The 20,662-nt window shown below is 44.9% G+C and carries 16 protein-coding genes; 13 read left to right on the top strand and 3 right to left on the bottom strand.

Annotated features, from left to right (window positions below; translation table 11 throughout):
- The 8 genes from intI1 to J4650_RS21010 form a co-directional block, all read left to right on the top strand.
- Positions 1 to 840 (top strand): class 1 integron integrase IntI1 (gene intI1, locus J4650_RS21045; protein WP_086250441.1); only part of this gene is annotated, 840 nt, incomplete at its 5' end.
- Between the two features lie 273 nt (positions 841 to 1,113).
- A complete protein-coding gene (locus J4650_RS21040; protein WP_001072145.1) occupies positions 1,114 to 1,698 on the top strand; it encodes a recombinase family protein in 585 nt (194 codons plus the stop codon).
- Positions 1,699 to 1,776: 78 nt separating this feature from the next.
- Complete coding sequence (locus J4650_RS21035; RefSeq protein ID WP_049208435.1) at positions 1,777 to 2,766, top strand: ATP-binding protein; 990 nt, start codon at positions 1,777 to 1,779, stop codon at positions 2,764 to 2,766.
- 20 nt (positions 2,767 to 2,786) lie between these two features.
- Positions 2,787 to 5,330, top strand: coding sequence for a S8 family peptidase (locus tag J4650_RS21030; RefSeq protein ID WP_001536280.1), 2,544 nt, complete (start codon positions 2,787 to 2,789; stop codon positions 5,328 to 5,330).
- Positions 5,331 to 5,407: 77 nt separating this feature from the next.
- Positions 5,408 to 7,333 carry an AAA family ATPase gene (locus J4650_RS21025; RefSeq protein WP_000766277.1) on the top strand — a complete coding sequence of 642 codons (1,926 nt, stop codon included), beginning with the start codon at positions 5,408 to 5,410 and terminating at the stop codon, positions 7,331 to 7,333.
- Entirely contained in the window at positions 7,330 to 8,991 is a 1,662-nt protein-coding gene (locus tag J4650_RS21020; protein ID WP_000562220.1) for an ATP-dependent helicase, read from the top strand. The genes J4650_RS21025 and J4650_RS21020 overlap by 4 nt, the downstream gene beginning before the upstream one ends.
- Positions 8,992 to 10,059: 1,068 nt before the next feature.
- Positions 10,060 to 10,932: an integrase domain-containing protein gene (locus J4650_RS21015; RefSeq protein ID WP_124235006.1), complete on the top strand. Its 873-nt coding sequence runs from the start codon at positions 10,060 to 10,062 to the stop codon at positions 10,930 to 10,932.
- A 1,148-nt stretch (positions 10,933 to 12,080) separates the two neighbouring features.
- The gene (locus J4650_RS21010) at positions 12,081 to 12,350 is read left to right on the top strand and encodes a hypothetical protein (RefSeq protein ID WP_000901446.1); all 270 of its coding nucleotides are present in this window, start codon (positions 12,081 to 12,083) and stop codon (positions 12,348 to 12,350) included.
- 414 nt (positions 12,351 to 12,764) lie between these two features.
- Here J4650_RS21010 and J4650_RS21005 read toward each other — a convergent pair whose 3' ends face one another.
- Complete coding sequence (locus tag J4650_RS21005; RefSeq protein ID WP_000060800.1) at positions 12,765 to 13,160, bottom strand: hypothetical protein; 396 nt, start codon at positions 13,158 to 13,160, stop codon at positions 12,765 to 12,767.
- Positions 13,157 to 14,014, bottom strand: coding sequence for a hypothetical protein (locus J4650_RS21000; protein WP_000783473.1), 858 nt, complete (start codon positions 14,012 to 14,014; stop codon positions 13,157 to 13,159). Before J4650_RS21000 ends, J4650_RS21005 begins: the two co-directional genes overlap by 4 nt.
- A gap of 243 nt (positions 14,015 to 14,257) precedes the next feature.
- Here J4650_RS21000 and J4650_RS20995 point away from each other — a divergent pair, with 243 nt between their 5' ends.
- The 3 genes from J4650_RS20995 to J4650_RS20985 are packed head-to-tail and all read left to right on the top strand — an operon-like array spanning position 14,258 to position 19,344.
- Positions 14,258 to 15,682 (top strand): conjugal transfer protein TraH, encoded by a 1,425-nt coding sequence (locus J4650_RS20995; RefSeq protein WP_001536376.1) that lies wholly within the window; start codon positions 14,258 to 14,260, stop codon positions 15,680 to 15,682.
- A 3-nt stretch (positions 15,683 to 15,685) separates the two neighbouring features.
- Positions 15,686 to 19,090, top strand: a complete 3,405-nt coding sequence (locus J4650_RS20990; protein ID WP_080164352.1) for a conjugal transfer protein TraG N-terminal domain-containing protein — start codon at positions 15,686 to 15,688, stop codon at positions 19,088 to 19,090.
- Entirely contained in the window at positions 19,090 to 19,344 is a 255-nt protein-coding gene (locus J4650_RS20985; protein ID WP_000091004.1) for a hypothetical protein, read from the top strand. The genes J4650_RS20990 and J4650_RS20985 overlap by 1 nt, the downstream gene beginning before the upstream one ends.
- Before the next feature lie 19 nt (positions 19,345 to 19,363).
- On the opposite strand, the gene J4650_RS20980 is transcribed toward J4650_RS20985, so the two are convergent.
- Positions 19,364 to 19,654, bottom strand: a complete 291-nt coding sequence (locus J4650_RS20980) for a hypothetical protein (RefSeq protein WP_000709418.1) — start codon at positions 19,652 to 19,654, stop codon at positions 19,364 to 19,366.
- A gap of 186 nt (positions 19,655 to 19,840) precedes the next feature.
- Between J4650_RS20980 and J4650_RS20975 the strand changes: the two genes are divergently transcribed.
- Together J4650_RS20975 and J4650_RS20970 are read left to right on the top strand one after the other, a co-directional pair.
- Entirely contained in the window at positions 19,841 to 20,050 is a 210-nt protein-coding gene (locus J4650_RS20975) for a hypothetical protein (protein WP_001747911.1), read from the top strand.
- On the top strand, positions 20,050 to 20,661 hold the full coding sequence (locus J4650_RS20970) for a hypothetical protein (RefSeq protein WP_001747910.1): 612 nt from the start codon (positions 20,050 to 20,052) through the stop codon (positions 20,659 to 20,661). The genes J4650_RS20975 and J4650_RS20970 overlap by 1 nt, the downstream gene beginning before the upstream one ends.
- Position 20,662 lies beyond the last annotated feature (1 nt).

Genomic DNA, 20,662 nt, shown 5'->3' with positions numbered 1-20,662 from the left:
AGCGAAGTCGAGGCATTTCTGTCCTGGCTGGCGAACGAGCGCAAGGTTTCGGTCTCCACGCATCGTCAGGCATTGGCGGCCTTGCTGTTCTTCTACGGCAAGGTGCTGTGCACGGATCTGCCCTGGCTTCAGGAGATCGGAAGACCTCGGCCGTCGCGGCGCTTGCCGGTGGTGCTGACCCCGGATGAAGTGGTTCGCATCCTCGGTTTTCTGGAAGGCGAGCATCGTTTGTTCGCCCAGCTTCTGTATGGAACGGGCATGCGGATCAGTGAGGGTTTGCAACTGCGGGTCAAGGATCTGGATTTCGATCACGGCACGATCATCGTGCGGGAGGGCAAGGGCTCCAAGGATCGGGCCTTGATGTTACCCGAGAGCTTGGCACCCAGCCTGCGCGAGCAGCTGTCGCGTGCACGGGCATGGTGGCTGAAGGACCAGGCCGAGGGCCGCAGCGGCGTTGCGCTTCCCGACGCCCTTGAGCGGAAGTATCCGCGCGCCGGGCATTCCTGGCCGTGGTTCTGGGTTTTTGCGCAGCACACGCATTCGACCGATCCACGGAGCGGTGTCGTGCGTCGCCATCACATGTATGACCAGACCTTTCAGCGCGCCTTCAAACGTGCCGTAGAACAAGCAGGCATCACGAAGCCCGCCACACCGCACACCCTCCGCCACTCGTTCGCGACGGCCTTGCTCCGCAGCGGTTACGACATTCGAACCGTGCAGGATCTGCTCGGCCATTCCGACGTCTCTACGACGATGATTTACACGCATGTGCTGAAAGTTGGCGGTGCCGGAGTGCGCTCACCGCTTGATGCGCTGCCGCCCCTCACTAGTGAGAGGTAGGGCAGCGCAAGTCAATCCTGGCGGATTCACTACCCCTGCGCGAAGGCCATCGGTGCCGCATCGAACGGCCGGTTGCGGAAAGTCCTCCCTGCGTCCGCTGATGGCCGGCAGCAGCCCGTCGTTGCCTGATGGATCCAACCCCTCCGCTGCTATAGTGCAGTCGGCTTCTGACGTTCAGTGCAGCCGTCTTCTGAAAACGACACAAGTTGATTGGAATTTAATCTATATACATGTTAAAATACTTGTATAAAATTCTATGTTAAAAAAACGTACATGAATCAAAAAATTGGCTACGCTAGGGTTTCAACCGACGATCAGAACCTGCATTTGCAGAGAGATGCGTTGGCTGCTGCTGGTTGCGAGATCATTTACGAGGACAAGGCCAGTGGGAAGAATGCCGCTAGACCCGAACTTGATAACTGCTTAAAGGCTCTTAGACCTGGGGATACGTTGGTCGTTTGGAGGCTGGATAGGTTAGGCCGTAGTTTGGCAGACTTGGTGAGCGTTGTTACCCATCTGGTTGATGAGCGACGGATTGGATTTCTGAGCCTACAAGAACAGATTGAAACGAACAGTGCTTCTGGAAAGCTGGTTTTTCATGTGTTTGCTGCTTTGGCTGAATTTGAGCGAAATTTGATTAGCGAACGTACCAAGGCGGGATTGGAAGCCGCAAGAGCTCGCGGTCGCTTGGGTGGGCGGAAGCCAAAGTTACAGAAAAAGGATATCAGGGAGATTAGGGCATTACTCAAAGATGGTTCTATTCCTGTATCTGATGTTGCTAGGCGATATGGTGTATCTAGAACGACTATTTATAATCATGTAGGGGTGGTGAGTGTACAAAATTCTAGAGGGGATTAAGTGCTTAAACCCTGTCATACTACACAGACTTTATTGTATAAAATTGGTAAAGTTGCCCCGTCTTATGGAGATTGAATAATGGCTACTGCGGAACAACTAAAAGCGCTTTTAAAGAGTCACGCTGAACGTGACGATCAGCGTTTTTATTCTGTTGCCCTTCAGGTTGCTGCCAAAGAAGCTCGACAGGGGCATAATAAGCTTGCGAGCGATATTAAAAATCTTGTTGAGAAATCTCAGCGTTCTACCAATAAGCTGGGTCTAGCATCGTCTAGAACTATACCTTTTGCGCAACAGAATCAAAGTGAGTTAAAAGGTCTATTAGAGCTCACGCCACACAGTGTTCGCCTAAATGAGCTTGTTCTTTCTGATGACATACAAGAACGTATGGAGAAGGTGATATTAGAACAGCGTCAGAAGGATAAACTCAGTCAGTTTGGTTTGCAGCCGCGTAGAAAACTTCTTTTTACTGGTTCTCCTGGAACTGGTAAGACAATGTCTGCATCTATGTTGGCAACAGAGTTAAAATTACCTCTTTATACAATCGTCCTAGATAATCTTATTACTCGTTTTATGGGAGAGACTGCTGCAAAGTTGCGTTTGATCTTTGATCATATAAGGCAAACAAGAGCTGTTTATCTTTTTGACGAATTTGATGCTATAGGAACTCAACGAGGTGCACCCAATGATGTTGGGGAAATTCGTAGGGTGTTAAACTCATTTTTGTTGTTTGTAGAGCAAGATGCATCAGAGAGTATTATTGTTGCAGCTACAAACCATCCAGAGTTACTAGACCAAGCGCTTTATAGAAGATTTGATGACATCATTAAGTTTGAAAAACCAAAATTTGATCAAATATGCCTTCTTATTCAAAACCGTCTATCACTTTTCGATACCGATGATTTTGATTGGAGGATGGTTGCTGAAGCTGCAAATGGTTTGAGCTCTGCTGAGATTACCCGATCTTGTGAAGATGCAGCTAAAGAAGCTGTTTTGAATTTTAATGCAAAAATAACAAGTGAAACACTGTTAAAGGCCTTTTCTAGAAGGCAGTCAGGTAATAAAAAATAAAAAGTATATAAGGGAATTATATGGTTTCTAAAAGGAAGCATTTAGATGTGGCTCGGTTTTTCATTGACGAACCTTTTAAATCTAAAAGGCCTGGTCGAAATTCAGGTGTTCCTGGTCGAGATAGAAACCAACATGGAAGTTATTTGGCTGGTTTATATCAGAATTTAATAAATGCTTACGAACAAAAAAGAAAACAACAAATTAATCCTATCACAGATGATTCTGGTATTTATGTTGAAATTATCGGAGTTGATGGATGCAAGCTCCCATTAGATAGTTTAGATAACAGAGATTTTAAACTCTGTTCTTGCCAAATGAGAGGAGATAGAGAGTTCGCGTTAATTTTTATACCTGAAGATAAACGTGATACATTCCTTAAAAAAATACAACAGTATTTAGACCCTCAGAAAGATGGAAAACCAAATAAGGAAGGCGTTTCTTTTCCTCGAAATCATACGTTAATAGATAGTATTTCCGAGATCAGGCTTGCAAATTTGGAGTCATTTTGGACAGATCCTATAGATTTATTTCCTGCAGATAGGAATCTTGATGTCTGGTGGGAATTATGGTTGAAAAGTAACACCGTAGACGACGTTAAAAAAATAGCAGAGTCTCTTGCTGAAAGAGTTGATGGTCGCTTAGGAAACACATCTCTTTCATTTTTCAATTCTTTTGTTGTTCTTATTAAAGCCTCAGTTAATAAACTTGAGAAAGCTCCTGAATTAATTTCAAATTTAGAAGAAATTCGGAAAGCGAAGGAGACACCAGTTCCCATCATTAGCTCTTCACCAAAAGAGCAACAAGAGTGGCTGAAGAGTATTTCTGATCGAGTATCTCTTTCAGATAATATAACAACCAGTGTGTCAATACTGGATACTGGTATTAATTACAATAACATGCTGTTAAGTAAAGTGTGCTGTGATGATTTTTCTGTTTCTTGGGATCCTGATTGGCCCAAATACGATCAATATCAAGCACTAGCGCCGTTTAATGAGCATGGTTCTTTGCAGGCAGGACTTGCAGCATTTGGGAATTTGATGGATGTCGTATTAGGAAATAGCGCTATCCAACTATCACATGTTATTGAGTCAGCAAGAATTTTACCTCCGCAAGGCAACAATGATCCCTTTTTATATGGGGCTATAACGGTAGGAACAGCATCCAAACTTGAAGTAGATAGGCCAGATATAAATAGAGTATATAGCCTTGCTGTTACGTCTGATCACGAAAGAGAAAGTGGCAGACCTTCTTCATGGTCTGCAGAAATTGATCAATTCACTTCTGGTATGCAAGATGGAAAGCGGAGACTTTTTGTTATTTCTGCCGGTAACAACTTAGATATTCGTCCTGACCAAGACTATTGGGATCAAGTCAATCTCGCGCAGATAGAAGATCCAGCTCAAGCATGGAATGCTATTACTGTTGGGGCATATACAGAAATGACCACAAATGATGATCCATATTTTGAAGGTTGGTCACCATTTGCAATGGCGGGTGATGTTGCTCCATCAAGTCGTTCTTCGGTGAATTGGGCGTGGAGAAAGCAAGCACCATTTAAGCCAGATGTAGTTGCCGAAGGTGGTAATCGACTTTTGTCACCTGATAAGACTGAACTCAGTAATGAAGATACTGTTGGATTATTAACAACATCAGGAAAAACTACCGGTCAGGTTTTTGAGCGGGGTAGTGATACAAGCGCTGCGTGTGCGTTAGTCTCGAGATGTGCGGCTCAGTTAACAGCCGAGTATCCTGAACTTTGGCCCGAGACTATACGAGGTTTGATAATTCACTCTGCGGAGTGGACTCCACGAATGATGGAACGATTTGGTTTATTAAGTGCAGTACATAGTCCTAAAGTAGCAAAAGAAACATTATTGCGTACGGTTGGGTATGGTGTAACAAACATTGACAGAGCTAGATATAGTGCTGACCATGCGCTTACTTTGATCGCTGAAGGCGAAATTCAGCCATTTATCAAATCCCAAGATGCTAATGCGTCATCTGATCCTAAACTAAATCAAATGAAACTTTATCAGTTACCTTGGCCTCTCGCGGAATTGCAAAATTTGCCGCCAGAGTTAGAAGTTAAACTCAAAGTTACTTTATCTTACTTCATAGAACCTAATCCTGGTAGGAGAGGTTATCGTACAAGATATAGCTATCAATCTCATGGTTTAAGGTTTGAAACTATCAGACCTGGTCAATCAATTGCTAACTTCCGTTCTTACATTAATGGTTTAGCAAATATGGATGATTACGATGGACCAGAAGGTGACAATGATGGGTGGTTTTTAGGGAGTCAACTTCGAACAAGAGGTTCAATTCATTCAGATCACTGGACTGGTAGTGCTCAAGATTTAGCTGATATGCATACTATAGCTATTTTTCCAGTAGGTGGATGGTGGAAATATAAAACTGCAGAAGAACGGTGGGAAAATAGAGTGCGGTTTAGCCTTCTTATTAGTATTGAAGTACCTGATGAGAGTGTTGACATTTACTCTGTAATAGAGAATCAGATTGAAGTTGCAATAGAAAATCAGGTCGCAATAGAAATTGTAACTTGAGTTACTAAAAGCCATTAGTTTAATTTCCCCTGTCTTATTTTAAGACAAGAAAATACTTCTAGGAGTTGAAGGCAAGGATGAAACTGCACAGTATTCGGATATCAAATTTTCAAAGTTTTGGTGCTGAACCAATAGAACTGACACTGGAAAATATTACCTATCTGATTGGCCCCAACGGGTCAGGCAAGACTGCTGCACTCCAGGCTTTGTGCCGACTGTTTGCATTTGATCCATCATTACGCCGTATTCAGCGCTCAGACTTCCATGTCCCGCACGATGAACAAGAAGCGCCCGAAGAAAGGCAGTTATGGATTGAGGCGGACTTCGTTTTTCCCGAGTTGGAGGGTGAAGAAGATAACTCAAGCGTTGCTCCCCATTTCAGTCACATGCGCCTTGATGACCCTGACGGAATTCCTCGGGTACGGTATCGCCTAAGTGCCACTATGGGCCTAGATGGAGATATTGATGAAGCTTTCGTGTATGTGCTTGAAGTTGGTCCGGACGGCTCACCTATAAATCCTGAAACAGTTCCTCGATCTGACCGAAATCACATACAAGTCCACTATCTGCCAGCCAGGAGAGATCCTACTGACCACATAGCATACGGAACGAGTGCGCTGCTTGGCCGCTTGCTACGTGCCGTGAACTGGGAAAATGAACGAGAAAAGGTCAAAGGGTTCACCGACCAGATTAGTGAGAGCCTGGCTGCTAATTCATCGGTTAATGCTTTTAGCTCCCACCTGAAGAAAATATGGGGCACCCTCCATAAAGGCAGCTACTTTACAGATCCCAAGATTACTTTTGTGGCATCTGAGATCGAGGCGTTGCTTCGTCATTTGTCCGTATCATTCTCGCCTGGACATGATGACAATCTTGTCGATTTTTCTCGACTCAGTGACGGTCAGAAGTCGATGCTCTATCTATCGTTGGTTCTCTCATCTCAAGCTGTTGGTCGTGCTGTCCTTGCCGGTGAGGACGACTCTTTTGACCCTGAAAAGTTGCGTCCGCCAGTCTTTACTTTAATAGCCCTTGAGGAACCAGAGAACAGCCTCTCACCTCACTATTTGGGAAGAATTGTTAACGCTCTTAACTCAATGACGAGTAACGAGGATGCTCAGGCCCTAGTCGCTACGCATGCTCCGTCGATGTTGCGACGTGTCGATCCGGAACATATTCGATATCTTCGACTTACTGAAACCCGGCAATCAAGAATTAAGAAAATCCAATTACCCGCTAAAACCGATGAAGCGCACAAATTTGTACGTGAGGCTGTCCAGGCATTTCCTGAGATCTACTTCTCTCGTTTGATTGTGTTGGGTGAAGGGGATAGCGAAGAAATTGTATTACCGCGCCTTTTCCAAGCAAAGGGTGCGCCAGTTGATGAATCAGCGGTTACGATTGCTCCGCTTGGAGGTAGGCATGTAAACCATTTTTGGCGTCTGTTATCCGAACTGCAAATCCCATTTTTGACTCTTCTAGATTTAGATGTGGGCAGATATCAAGCGGGCTGGGGAAGAATAAAGTATGTAAATAACCAACTTGGTTTGTATCAACCTGAAAAGGTACTACCAACTACTTTTTCTTTATCAGATTGGAATGATGACAAAGTACCTGTTCGTACACATCATTTCTTTGAAAACGGCACTAAGAGTGTATTTTTAGAGCTGGAAACACGTGGTGTTTTTTTCTCATTTCCAATGGATTTAGATTTTTCAATGCTTCTTGCTTTCCCTAATGCGTACGGTGTTCAGCAGGAGGTTTCAGATGAGTCTACGATTAAAGCCGTTTTGGGTAAGAGCCATCATGGCTCATACCAATACAGCGGAGACGAGTTAAATCTTTTCTCTACGTATCACAAGCTTTTTAAACTGGGTAGTAAGCCCGCTGCGCATATAGATGCTCTTGCTCAACTGAGCAACGAGGAATTGCTGGCGAACATGCCAGGATCATTTGGACGACTTGCAGATGCCGTGATAGCCAAGCTTGCGGAGCTGCCCGAGTGATTGCTGTAGATGCATGGTTGCCTTCTGATGGGCTAACACTTGAACCCAATGCTCTGCTGGCTGCGAAGGAACAAGCGCGCTGTCTTGCACTGACTGCGGGGCCGGGAGCGGGCAAGACGGAAATGCTTGCACAGCGAGCTGACTTCCTCCTCCGAACCGGAACCTGCCGTTATCCGAAGAGAATACTCGCTATTTCTTTCAAAGTTGACGCCAGCAAAAACTTGAAGGAGCGAATCCAGCGACGCTGTGGACAAGAATTGGCTTCCCGTTTTGATAGCTACACATTTCATGCGTTTGCAAAGCGTATTATTGATCGCTTCCGAGTAGTGCTTACTGGTAATGATGCTCTGGATACGGATTATTCGATTGGCGAAAGAAAAGTCACAAGAAGGCAAATTACATTTCATGATCTTGTGCCGCTAGCAATTCAAATTCTCAAGGCCTCTGTTGTCGCAAGAAATGCCATACGCCAAACTTACAGCGATGTTTTCTTGGATGAATTCCAAGACTGCACGGATCAGCAATATGAACTCGTTAAGGTAGCTTTCCAAAGTACAAGCATTCGTCTTACCGCTGTCGGTGACACCAAGCAGAAAATCATGGGATGGGCAGGAGCTTTGGACGGAATTTTCCAAACGTTCGCTAAGGATTTTTCAGCCGTACCACTAAACATGTACCGAAACTTTCGTTCAAAACCACGCCTGCTTCGGATGCAGAACGAGATAATTCGTGTGCTTGATCCAGCTTCCGTTATGCCAGATCACCAACTTGCTGGTGAGGAGGGAGAGGTTTTCGCGTGGCAATTCGAGAATGCACAGGGGGAAGCTGAGTATTTGGCCGATTTGATTGCCGGGTGGATAAGAAATGAAAAGGTTCCGTTGTCCGAAATCGCCGTATTAGTGTCCAAACAACTAGATCTTTATGCCAACCACTTGATGACGGCATTGGAAGTTAGGGGAATACCGTACCGGAACGAGCAGGAGATGCAGGATATTACTGTTGAACCTGCCGCGAGGCTCGTTGTTGACTATTTGTCCTGCCTCTACGGCCAGCGAGAGCCCAAAGCTTGGGTTCGGCTTATGAATCAATTGATTCCCTTTGCTGATGATGAGGTGCAGTCTAGCGCTAGGCAAAGCTTCCAACGCTTCTTCAAGGAGCAGAGAAAAATCATCACCATGACCGAGCTGTTGGATGAGCCGTTTTCGGGATGGTGGGATTCTGTGTGTAGCTTTCTGAAGAAAATAGGAATGGAGACTCTTGTTGCTCTCTCGCCCGACTATGAGTCACATGCTAGGTTAGGTGAAGTTGTGAGAGATACCAAAGCGCGCATTGAAGAATTGCTTGAACTTACCCCCGATTTGCCTCAAGCCTTGACTCGTTTCTCTGATGATCAGGCTGTGCGTATTCTGACTATCCATAAGAGCAAAGGATTGGAGTTCGACTCAACGATAATTATGGCCGTTGAGAACGAAATATTCTTTGGGGATCAAGATGCTAATCGGTGTGCTTTCTTTGTTGGTGTATCCCGTGCCAAGCGTCGGCTTGTTGTTACATACGCAAAAGAGCGAGATAAGCCTGATAATTATTCAGGGATATGGCGAACGAATCGCTCTGCTCAGTTAGAATATTTTGGATATACATCTCCTTTTGTTAAGTGAGCCGATAGTAAGTTAGTTGAGCATCCAAACACCGCCCAAAAGGCGCTTTTTGATTATTTCCTACCACTCAAGAATCGTTCAGGTTGTAAGGTTCTATCTAAAAAGCATCAAAAAGCGACTTCTGAATATACAAGACATTTTTAAGAATGAAAACATCACCCAAAAGCCATCGAAAAGCCACTTTCTGATGAACTTGACGTTACTATCAGATTGATTAATATATGAATTGTAAACGGTAGCTGGCCCAAAACAGCATTTTTCCAAATCTAAGGCGTTTGCCTTCACTTCGTTAACCCTCAGGGGGACTGTCCCCTAGGGGCACTCCTCCGTCTAAAACCTATCTCCCCGGAGGAAAATCAGATGTTTATCATCATTGTGCTTGCAGCGTTTTGCTGCTGCCTGCGTTTGTGCATTCCGCAAGCGACCAGGCTTCCATATCGCGATCTGGCTGACAGCTATGTCGCGTTCCTGGCGCTCAATTCCGAGCGGCCAAACACAAGAGGGCCTCCCTCATCCGTCAGAACGAGTGCTGGATTTCCGGCTTACTCTATGCTCCACCCCGTCTCTGTCGCCGTAGGCGTAAACAGAGACGGGGGTAGAGCCCCCGACGGAAGCCTTGAGCCTCAAGGGCTCTAGGCTTTCGCACCGCGCACGAATGTGCGCGAATTATACCGCCTTCGGCGGTTAGCGCGCTTCGCGCTTTCCTTTCCAAAGAATGACACGACAGTACCAGCCGGATCTGCTGGCAGTTTGTTCCGTCGGAACAGACCAGCCAATGGAATGAGCAGTTCGCTCCATAGCAGTACAATTCGTAATTAATGACCGTGGACATCGGGTTTAACTGTCCTGTGTTTGGGCAAGATCCCAGCGTTGGCCTTAGCATGCAGAGCTAATTAAAAAACTGCGTTTCACTTACCACCGGATACGGACGGGCCAACAAAGTAACAATTTTGATTAACAGAGTTAGGGGGATCAATGCGTTCAGAGCGGACTAATCCGGATTCACGGAATTTTGGTCTTCGTAGTCGAGATATAAACAAGGCAGCCCTGAACGCTCTCAAGGAGGGGATGAAGAGTTTTCAGTCCATAGCCACTATTCATGACCGATGGAGCGTTTTTAGCGCTTGGATTAAGTCCGAACAGGGCATAAAGGACATGCGGGACATAAAAAAGGCTCATTTGGTCGCTTATGCGGCGCACCTTAATGATCGCTACGAGCGGGGAGAAATTGCGCCATCCACGGCGCAGAACTACCTGAGCGCAGTGAATCGGGTGATGGAGATTGCGCGTGGCGACCGACAGGTACGTGTAGATCCTGTCTCCGAGGGGGGACTTCCAAAGCGCTCAGGTATCGCCACTGGCGACCGAAGTGTTTCGGAAGCTTCCCATAATGCCGCAATGGGGGCAGCCTCCGAGCGCCTTGGGGCTTTGCTGGAACTACAGCGTAATTTCGGTCTGCGGTTCGAGGAATCGGCCAAGCTGGATGCAGCCAGAGCACTAAGAGAGGCCGAGAAAACTGGCTCCGTGAGCATAAAAGATGGCACCAAAGGTGGCCGGGCGCGCACTGTTCCGATCACCAGTGATGCTCAAATTACGGCACTCCAGCGAGCCGCCGCCATACAGGATGGCCGCAGCATGATCCCCGCAGAGAAGAATTATCGTGAGTTTCGGCAAGAAGCCTACCGGGAGATCGGCCGCCATCCGGTGAACTTCCATGGCGAAAGGCACCACTACGCTCAAACGCGCTACAAAACTTTGATGCGTGCTGATTGCCCGGTAAAAGCAGGTGTTAAACATGGGCGAGAGCACTATGAATATTTAGCCAAAGAACTTGGAGTATCAATAGCTCACGCCAAAATGCTGGACAAAGAAATCAGATCTGAAGTGGCTTTGGAATTGGGTCATGGTCGCATCGATGTGACAAATAGTTATTTGGGGTAATTGATGGAAAAATGGGTAAGAGAAAGAAGCCATGTTTATGTGCGGCATGGAGGGAAGACGGCTCGGCGAGCTATGGTAAAAAGGCTAATTTCGGCTCTAAACGATATTGCCGCCAATGAAAAAGGAGTCAACGCACCATCACAAATTGGAAGAGCTCATATCCACCGGTATTACACAAGGCATCAAGGATTGAGTACCACGACATTGCGGGATCATTTTTATGCGTTCCGACTCTTGTGGGAATTACTTAACCGTCCTGGAGAGCCTCCGCGCCCAAAAAACACCGGCTCTGCTGATTAAAAGCCATCTACGCCTATGTCATATTCCTTAATAAGACCTTCCGTTCGCTGCTTTGTTTAAATGTGCCCAAAAAGGGCCAATACAGCGCGTGTCGATTCAGAAATGAGCTGTTAAATTTGAATCAACTTCAGCTCCGTGCTGAGTATGTGCGATAGCTGGTCGCCAAAAACAAACAGCATTTTATCAATTTATCCCGTAACCGGGGTTCACCGGTTATGCGGTGTAACCCCTTCAATTCCAACTAATTGGAGGTGTTTATGTACTTTTCTACGTTCGTTTTGATCATGATTGTTACCGTGGGCGTTATTGCTTTCGGGGCTACGATTGTCGCCAAACTACTAAATAAGGCTTCGATTCTGGCATATCGATCATTGATAAAAACGCGGCCTGTACGGGTCGTTAGCCCATTGGTAACTAATAGCAGTTCATTGTGTGGTGAATGGTTGAAAGCTACCTCCGGTAGCCATCAACCTAGAGTCTCCGATGCTGTCGAATGCGCTCCGCTTGAGGGGGAGCTGGTTGCTGAACGCGCTGTAATAGGTTCCACCAGGAAATTATTGTCAGCTCAAAGATGAGGGAGATTTTATGTATCGACTGATTCTGACAAACAAAAAAAAGCGAACGCGAGAGTATCAGCCTTCTGATGCTGGTTATAGGGCAGCTCTCAAAGCCACGCGCAAGTTTTTGGAACAAAATCCCCAGGGAAATGCAGTGCTTTACGGGCATGGTGTTTGTGAGTCCTTGACTATACGCAACATGCCTGAAGCCTAATCCCTAATTAAATAACCCAACCGGGTACTTTGCCCGGTTGGGCTAAGTCCCGGCTATTAAACTTTTGGAGAATTAATATGTTGGGACAAAATCAAACAGAGATCCATCAATTCGATGTGTGTGGCCGCGTGTATTATCGTGGGGTTAACTACACTGAAAAAGAAGGTGAGTTGGCTGTTGAAACAGTAGAAGCTACTTCTCATGATGAAGCTGAAGCGCTGTTTAAAAGCCTGCAGGATGAGTATGCTCGTGAGTGTAATCGGACTGTTGAGCGCATCGATATCACTTTCACTATTGACTTGACGATAGCTGAAAGCGACAACGATGAACCGTACTTAGTGATGTAATTACTAAGAAAAGCAAAGGGCCAGCTTGTCTGGCCCTTTGCTACTTCTGGTGATAGGAATCTACTGAATCGGTTTCATTATCCTGCTTGGCCGTTTGCTCATCCAAGAGACGGAGCATCTCTGATGCCTTGCGTCTGGCCTCGGCTACAATTTCTGGCTTCTCATGCTCCAAGATCTGGTCTAGTGTTTTTGCCACTGGTAAATCTCGCTAGTTTAGTTAGACTCTAAGTATATAAGGTTTTACAAGAGAGGTTCAGTTCCGTGGATGCCTTTACTATTGCAATGTTAAGTTTGCTCGCATTTTTTACCATTGTGACGTTCGGAAGTTTGTATTTATACAACAAACACAATCAAAATCGCGCTGATCAATAAATATATGTGTATTAAACGGCCCTGTTATCTATGCTGAATAATTCAGCAACAAACTGGTATTTTTACTGTCTCAATTAGATGATCGGACATAGCGTTAATTTCCTCATCGTCTAGCTTCGGGGCAAACAGGGGCGTTCCCCAGAATTGAACCTGTGGATAGTCTGAAAGCCTAAATACTCCATGCGGCCATCGGTCCTCGTCACCCAACCACCGGCGTAAAGTCAGATCTATACCCCATCCATTCTTTAGCTCTATCCAGCAATGCGGATTGATTTGAGTCTTGCTATGCACTGTTTCAACAAACCCTACTCTGCACTGATGTGGAATGTCTGATTTGGCTAGAATGTGGCTGATCACGTAAGTCATCACATCACAACCGGCTTTTGAATCCTCCAGATTTAGCAAAGCCAGTTCCAGTTCTTCATGCCACAGACTCATTGTGCCTTCCTAAATAGCAATTGCTGGCCTTTTTCATAGATAACTGGATATGGTAAAGCTTTGCCATCCTGGAACACACTATTGGGCGGGAAATACATGACTGCCCACTCCGGCAGCGCTCGGCTCGTACTTTTGTAAAAATCGTCCATTGGAAATGATTTCACGTCGCTGACCTGGGAGAAAATCAATCGAGAATATTTGGTCGTGTTATTAGCGGCCAGATTAAAGCTATCAATATTACCACTGCCCACAAAGGCTGGTGTTTTCCACGGATTAGGCATTGTAACGTTGTATGCAATTACGCAGTTTGAGCCATCACAGCCAAATTGTGGAGCCGTTACTGCCCACATAATTAAGGGATTTCCATCAATCTTAGGCGCTGTACTTTCCACTATTTTAGTTAAATCCAGGTTCATAGATTTCGCGGCTACCGCAACGGCATTATCAATTAGGTTTATGTAGTTGCTATAAGCATCTTCTGAGGATTTAGCCATTGATGCAGGCATCCAAGCCATCAAACTTGGCCTAGCGGATGGGTTATCCGGTGATGTAAGAATGCTTGCAGTGTTAAACATGAGAGTTTGCTGACCGTTCAATCCTCTTAATGGAGCATCAAGCGATGTGGCCAGGCTTGTGACATTTAGCGCTTTCATCAGTAGAGACTGTCTATATGAGTTCCGCCCATCTTCTGAGTCTCTCAGATCTTGGTCATAAATACCCCCAGCTCTTGCCAAGTTTAACGCTCTGGACATCTCTGAATTATAGGATTTTGGGGTTGTAGCACAGCCTGCGAGCATAATGGCGGCGAACAAGGCTGTAGCTGAACTTACGGAAGTTGACATATTCATTTTCATTTAAAGCTCCTCTTTTAGAAATAGAGTGCCATTGGTTTGTGAAAATGCAACAAGGGTTAATTAAAACTTTTTAAAAATCATAAGTTTGTACTGACGTGACAAAGTTGCCGACATTATTCAATGATTAACTTTCACATGTGAAAGTTTTATTTGGACTGCCCAAATTGGACAGTTTGGGAGTTCGGTTTGTACTCATTTGCTCGGTAGGCTTTCGGGTGACACGAAACCTATTGGAGCAACAGTATGAGAGTCTCTCCCCCTTACATTAGAACACTATCTGCCTCTTGTTTAATCATCTTCTCTGTCGTCGCCACTCATGCCTCGGCTGAAGGGCTTCAGTCCGAGATGGATAGACTATTCAACGAAATGAGTAATACAACTAGACCGGGTATTCATGAGACACAACGCCGTGGAGTTATTGCGGGTGGGCGTGTGACCACCAAAGCGCGTATTTTTGATGAAAACCTAGTTAGCTTTGTCCCTCCATCCTGGAAAGCTGGGTGTGGTGGCGTTGATCTATTCGGTGGTTCTTTATCGTTTGTGAATGCAGATCAGATTGTTCAACTGATGCGAGCTGTGGCAGCAAATGCAAAGGGCTATGCTTTTCAACTAGCTCTGGATAATGTTTTTCCTGATGGTGCCAAATGGATAGAAAACTTTCAGAAGAAAGTTCAGGCTTTGAACCAGCATTTAGGCAATTCTTGTCAGTTAGCTCAGGGTATTGTTAACGATTCACTAAGTGCTTTTGACACGAAACTAAAGAACGATACTCGTACAAAAGCATCGACCAAAGGTTTATTTGAAGACATGTTTTCTGCAACGCAGGAAACGGATGGACAAACGGCAATCAAGACGCTGAAAGACAACTCGCCACAGGCCTACCAAGAGATGATAGGTAATATTGTCTGGAAGCAACTCAAAAAGAATAGTGTAAGTTCATGGTTCCAGTACGGGGATAACAGCCTGCTTGAAGCCATGATGTCTATAACTGGTGCCGTTGTCATTGGTGATTTAATTAATGATCCAAATCTTGCTGGAGCAAACAACAGTACTAATCCCATCGTCACCTTACCGGGGAATCGAATTACCCTTGGAGATCTCATTTCAGGTGGCTCTGTTAAAGTTTATTCATGTGACAGTGATACGGTTAACTGTATTTCTGCTGGTTCTGAGCTGAAGAGTGTTCAGCTCAGGGGTATTGGCAATCAAATGTCAGATTTACTTCTTGGTTCTGATTATTCACCTGGATTGATTTATAAATATGCAAACAATGTTGGGGCTTTAAGTTCTGCCGAGATAGCTTTTGTATCAAATCTCCCCAGTAGCTTTGGCTCACTTTTCCGAAATCTTTCCGCTGTTTCCAGTGATACAGCAGAGCAGTTTGCTCAGCAAGCACAGACCATCATAGCGCTAGATATAACCTACAGGTTTATTGAGGAGATATACCGGGCAACAACTATTGCGTTAGCTAACAGTGATAATGCCTATCAACAAAAAGCTGTTGATGTACTTGATGCTTCTCGGGCTGTTGTCAGACAAGAGTATGACCAATTAATTGTGAGGCACGGGAAGCTAAGTGATCTGATGGGGTATTACAACAGCTTACTTGATGTCACAAAGAAGCAGCGGCTTTTACTTGCGGCCCAAGCATCAGGGAAAAAGGAGTAACTAATGGATTTTAGTATTTATTCCGTCGGTGATGCCGCATTTCTAGAGCAAATAATGATTGCTGTAGCGATGGCTACAGGCACCGGTGATTTTGAACGAATGGTAAGTATTGGCCTTTTAATTGGCGCTCTTATCATCTCATTTCAGTCGTTATTCCAGGGAGCTAAATCCTGGGATTTACATCAAGTTTTTGCTTGTTGGCTCGTGTATGCCATTTCCTTTGGAGCCGGCGTTACGGTAACTATTGAGGACGCGTACAACGGACAAGTGCGAGTAGTGGATAACGTACCTGTTGGTCCAGCCGCCGCTGGTTCTATAATCTCAAGCGTTGGATTTGGTCTCACAAAACTCTTTGAGGTTGCATATAGCCCTGTCGCGAGTGTGACTGAATCAAAGTTCATGGATTCTTTAGAGTTATTATCAAAGCTCAGAAATCACGAAATGGAGTCAGCACTATGGACTGTCTGGAATGATTCCCTAGGAGGCGGTGCTGTTGATATGAAGAAAAGCCTGACTAACTACATATCAGAATGCACAGCAATTAAATTTTCATTAGGTGAGTCAAATGAGGATCAAATCAACACAGAGAATTGGCGTACAGCTCTCAGATTTGATTCACAAATATATGGGACCCGATTGTACCTGTCTCCATCTGGCCCGACAGATCCCAGTTGTACAGATGGCTGGATTCAGTTGAGCCAATCCTTTGAAACTGCCTTCAATTCTGGCCTTTCGCAACAAGCTCTTGGCTATTTGTTGTCTACCACTGATGCTTTGAATGCTACATCTGACGCTTTATATCGCCTGCAGGTTACGAATGTGGCCGCAGGTGATTTTATAAAAGCCAATTTTCTGCAACCTATCGTACAGCGTGGCTTTGCTCAGTACTACAGTGATATGAATGATCCGTACGCACAAATCATGCTCACTCAAGCTGAGTCTCAGCGAAATACGCAATATGCAGCCGAACAGTCTTTGTTTGTAAAATCGATTCAACCTCTTATGACCTTGGTAGAGGGGTTTGCCTATGCGATTACGCCCATAGCCGCATTTGTGATGGTGCTAGGTTCTAAAGGTTTGCTATTGGTCGGTAAGTATCTTCAAATGCTTATATGGGTACAACTTTGGTTGCCAATTATGTCGGTAATCAATCTATTCATTTACATAATGGGGCAGCAGGCGCTCGCAAAATATACCACAGGGAACTTATCCTCATTTGAAGGCGTTGCATATGCTGGGGCCGAAATTGAGCGTTGGATAGGGATAGGTGGAATGATGGCCGCAGCAACGCCAGTCCTATCGTTGATGTTAGTAACTGGCTCAGTATATGCCTTCAATAGTCTTGCTCAACGAGTGGGGGCGAGTGATACAGTCAATGAAAAACTAATGTCTCCAGACTTAGTGGACCGTGGTTCTGTTTTGAGTCAACAACCACAATTTAATCAATCCCGGATTGCTGGAACAATGACCTCTGGAGGTGAGTCGTTAGTTGATAGTATTAACTTAGGGAGTACCGTAAGTAATGCCCTTAGCAGTAGTTCTGCTGCTACTGCACAGGCTCAGAAAGGTTTCGCTAGCCAATTAAGTAATAGTGTGTTTTCTGGACATGGTTCAGAACAGACTTATTCACAACTACAATCATTAGGACAAACGTTGAGAGCGTCTGATTCAACTCAGGCTAAAAGTATTTTGTCCGCGGCGCAGAACTACGTTACTGATCGTGGGATAAATGCTTCTCACACGGATGCTGTGGCAGGAGCTATTGCTATGCGTGCTAGCGCTGGAGTGGATGCCGGAAAACTTGCTGCTGCTTTTACAGGACCGGTTGGTGCCGCTGTAAATGCCGCTAATCCGGTATCTATGAACGGTAGTTTAGATGTATCTGCGCAATCGCAGAGTCAGGATAGTAGACAGCAGCTTAGTTCTGATATTGACTCTTTATCTCGCGGACTCGGTTTTACAAAAGATGACAGTTCAGCATTAACGAGTGATTTGGCGCGGCAAGTGTCTACTGATAAAGGTCAACGTTTTACCCAGAGCTTAGGTGAAGAGCAGAGAAAGCAGCTCATGCAATCCAGTTCTGATCTTTTGTCTTCGCAACAAACCTACCAAGAGTTATCTCAGGCTCAGCAAACTATCGGGACTACTAGCAACAATAATATTATCGCGTTAGCTGACAAAGTTCTGAACAACTGGTCAGCCGGTAAGTCATTGTCAGATGGTGTTAGACAGTCATCGCCAGAGACAAGAGATTTTGCGCAAAGAAAAGCCCAGCATTACCAAGATTTAGGTATTGATTCCCAGAGGGCAATAGTTGGAGGGCAGTTGTTTGCTATGCTCAATTCCAACTCTCCATCTGAACAAGCAATTGCAGCCGGTGCAATAGCAAAGGCCACTGGTGGTAACAGTGGTATTGACTTTAATCAACCTGGTCATAGTGCAATGTTGGTAAAGGATGCTCCGCGCTATGTCTCGCCGGTTGAAAATTCGAGCGCACTTTCGGCACCGGAAAGAATGAGCAATGAACAAAAGCTTTTAGCTGAATCAGGCAGTATTGGATCTGAAAATTCTGTTCGTGACGCTCATGAAAAGGGTATCCAACAACTTGAGCAGAGTTATGGGACAAGCAGAAATGAATATCTTAATGACCGCTTGCCTGCGTTAAGAGCACAGATCATGGCATCCGATTTGGCCCCGTCAACATCCAGTGCTTTGTTTGCAGGTGCTGAGGGCGCAGGTCGTTTTGTACAGCAAGTTGTGGGTGGCGCAGGAGCCGCCAAAGAAGGGTTCGCAGAGAGTTTTGGGCAATCGATGTCTAAGTTAGCCCAGATGACTCCGGAACAACGAGATCAGTTTATTGAGGACACAAAGAAAGGGGACGATTACGTCAAGCAAGAGTATGGTCTTGGAGGCTTCCTGGCTGTAGGTGCTGCAAATCTGGGTAGGGACATCATTGGTGTGGGGATCAGTGGATTTGAAGCCGGTAAAGAATGGTTAACCGGTAAGTCAGATCTTTCAGAGGCAGCACAGGGAATGTCTGTTAGAGAAAGAGGGATGTTTTTTGCTTCTGCATTAGCAAGTGCAAGCGAGGCTGGAGCTGGAAAGGCGGCTGAGTTTGTTCAGCAATATGGTGACGAATTCAGGCAGATAGCAATGGATACTGCAAGATATGATTATGGTTTGAATAGTCAGGCAGGAGCAGAATTGTTTGCTGCATCGTTGATGGGCGGCGATTCATCGCGCTCTGGAGAACTAAGAGAAAATCTCAGAGAAGAGGTTGGTGATAACGTATTGGCAGATAAAATGGCTGCGATTATTGAAAGTTCTGCGGGGGCAGGTAAAGACCAAGCGGGCGGATATTTAGCGCCTGTATCAAGGTATTTGTCCGTAGCCAAAGGAGGCCGTTAATGAGCAGACGAGCTGAATATAGACGCGCAATTAAAGAGCTTAAAGTGATGATATTACTGGGGGAAGGGAGATGGCTAAACGAAAAGCCAATCTCCTGTGGAAATAAAAAATTTATCGTCGATGGTTCGGTGTTGAACAATGTAATCAGAGAGCATCCGGAACTTAATAAACACATTTTGATAGGTTTTTTTTCGTCGCCTCAACGGTATCCGTTATTAAGATATAAAGATAGGCAGTTAACGTTAAGTCTATAATTAATAAAAACAAAGGCTCTCAGGAGCCTTTGTTTTTATTCAATCCATAGAAGCTTCCGGATACATCTACGTCACTTACCATTGGAGATCCTGTGGCAGGGTTGTATGTGACGTCTGCAAACAGATCTCGCCCAGATAATGTGTTCGTTTTACTCCCGGAATTACTGATTAGATAGGCTCTTCTACCAATCTTTAAAGATGCCAGCAGAGAAACTCCGACTACAAAAAATATGAGCGACCATAGGCCAAGAAGTTTGTACGAATAGAACAAACTTACGATTAAAAACAAAGAGAATAGCGCCTTTTTCATTTACGCCTCCTGATTAATATGTAACCGATTATAGATTATCGTTCAGAAATGCAAATCTTCATAGCACCATAAAATGATACTGTAAAAAAACACAGTGTTTGGCGTTGCATTATCAAAAAGTCATGGTATTTATGATTGATGACAAAGTTAATCAGTGAATAAATCAGGTGTGTTATGGAGAAAGATATGAAGCATTTAGATCGTGAAACTGAAAAGCGATTAAACATCGTCGTTAAGGCAATCGGAACGTTGTTTATTCTAAGCTTTCTTACTCACTTGTTTATCTCGTCGTGGAGAGATGACCAATATGGATTTACCTTACTAGCGTTGATTGCAGGGAGCGCGTTAGTTTCAATCAATCTAGGCCGCAGAAAAAAAGGTAAGGAGGACTACTGATGTATGCCTTAGAGCCGTTAGAACGTGATGTTATTGGTAGCTTTGACAAGTTTGCCGTTCAATTGAGTGAAGAGAAGCCAGACCAAGATATTTTTGAGTTTGATTTGACTCTGTGGACACTACTGAAGCTTTTATCAGCCAATGCGCCATCCCAGGTTAGCAATCATTTTTCTCTTCCAGAAGATCTTGTTAATAAATTGGCGTCAACTCCTGACAGTTATCTTTCACAATTAGCGAGTGGAGTTCTTCTTAGCTTTAAACTTGAAACAGATCAAATGGAAGTGATCGATGCTCTTGCCGGTAGCTACGATTCTGTCATATGCCTTAAAAATGTTGTGGACGACTTTGACGCAGCGTACTGGCTATTGCTTAATAAGTTAGCTAGTAGAAACTTGGACATGGCGAGGCAAAATTTTGGTGTATCTTCTGGTCTTGCTTCCTCAGTCGCCGCCTCCTCAAACAGCCAGTTAAGGTCGTTATCGCATAGGGTCGTTATTAGATTTTCATTGAGATTTGATATTGGCGTACTCGATCAATTCTTATCAGCAGCTCTTGCCGATACAACGCCGATTTTATTAAAAAAGATTCAGCAATCTTTGGTGTGGAGATAAT

This window comes from Salmonella sp. 32120201201600049SM (genome assembly GCF_017572835.1).
Lineage (GTDB): Bacteria > Pseudomonadota > Gammaproteobacteria > Enterobacterales > Enterobacteriaceae > Salmonella > Salmonella enterica.
Note: the sequence above shows the minus strand (reverse complement) of the source record. Positions and strands in the feature narration are given on the sequence as shown.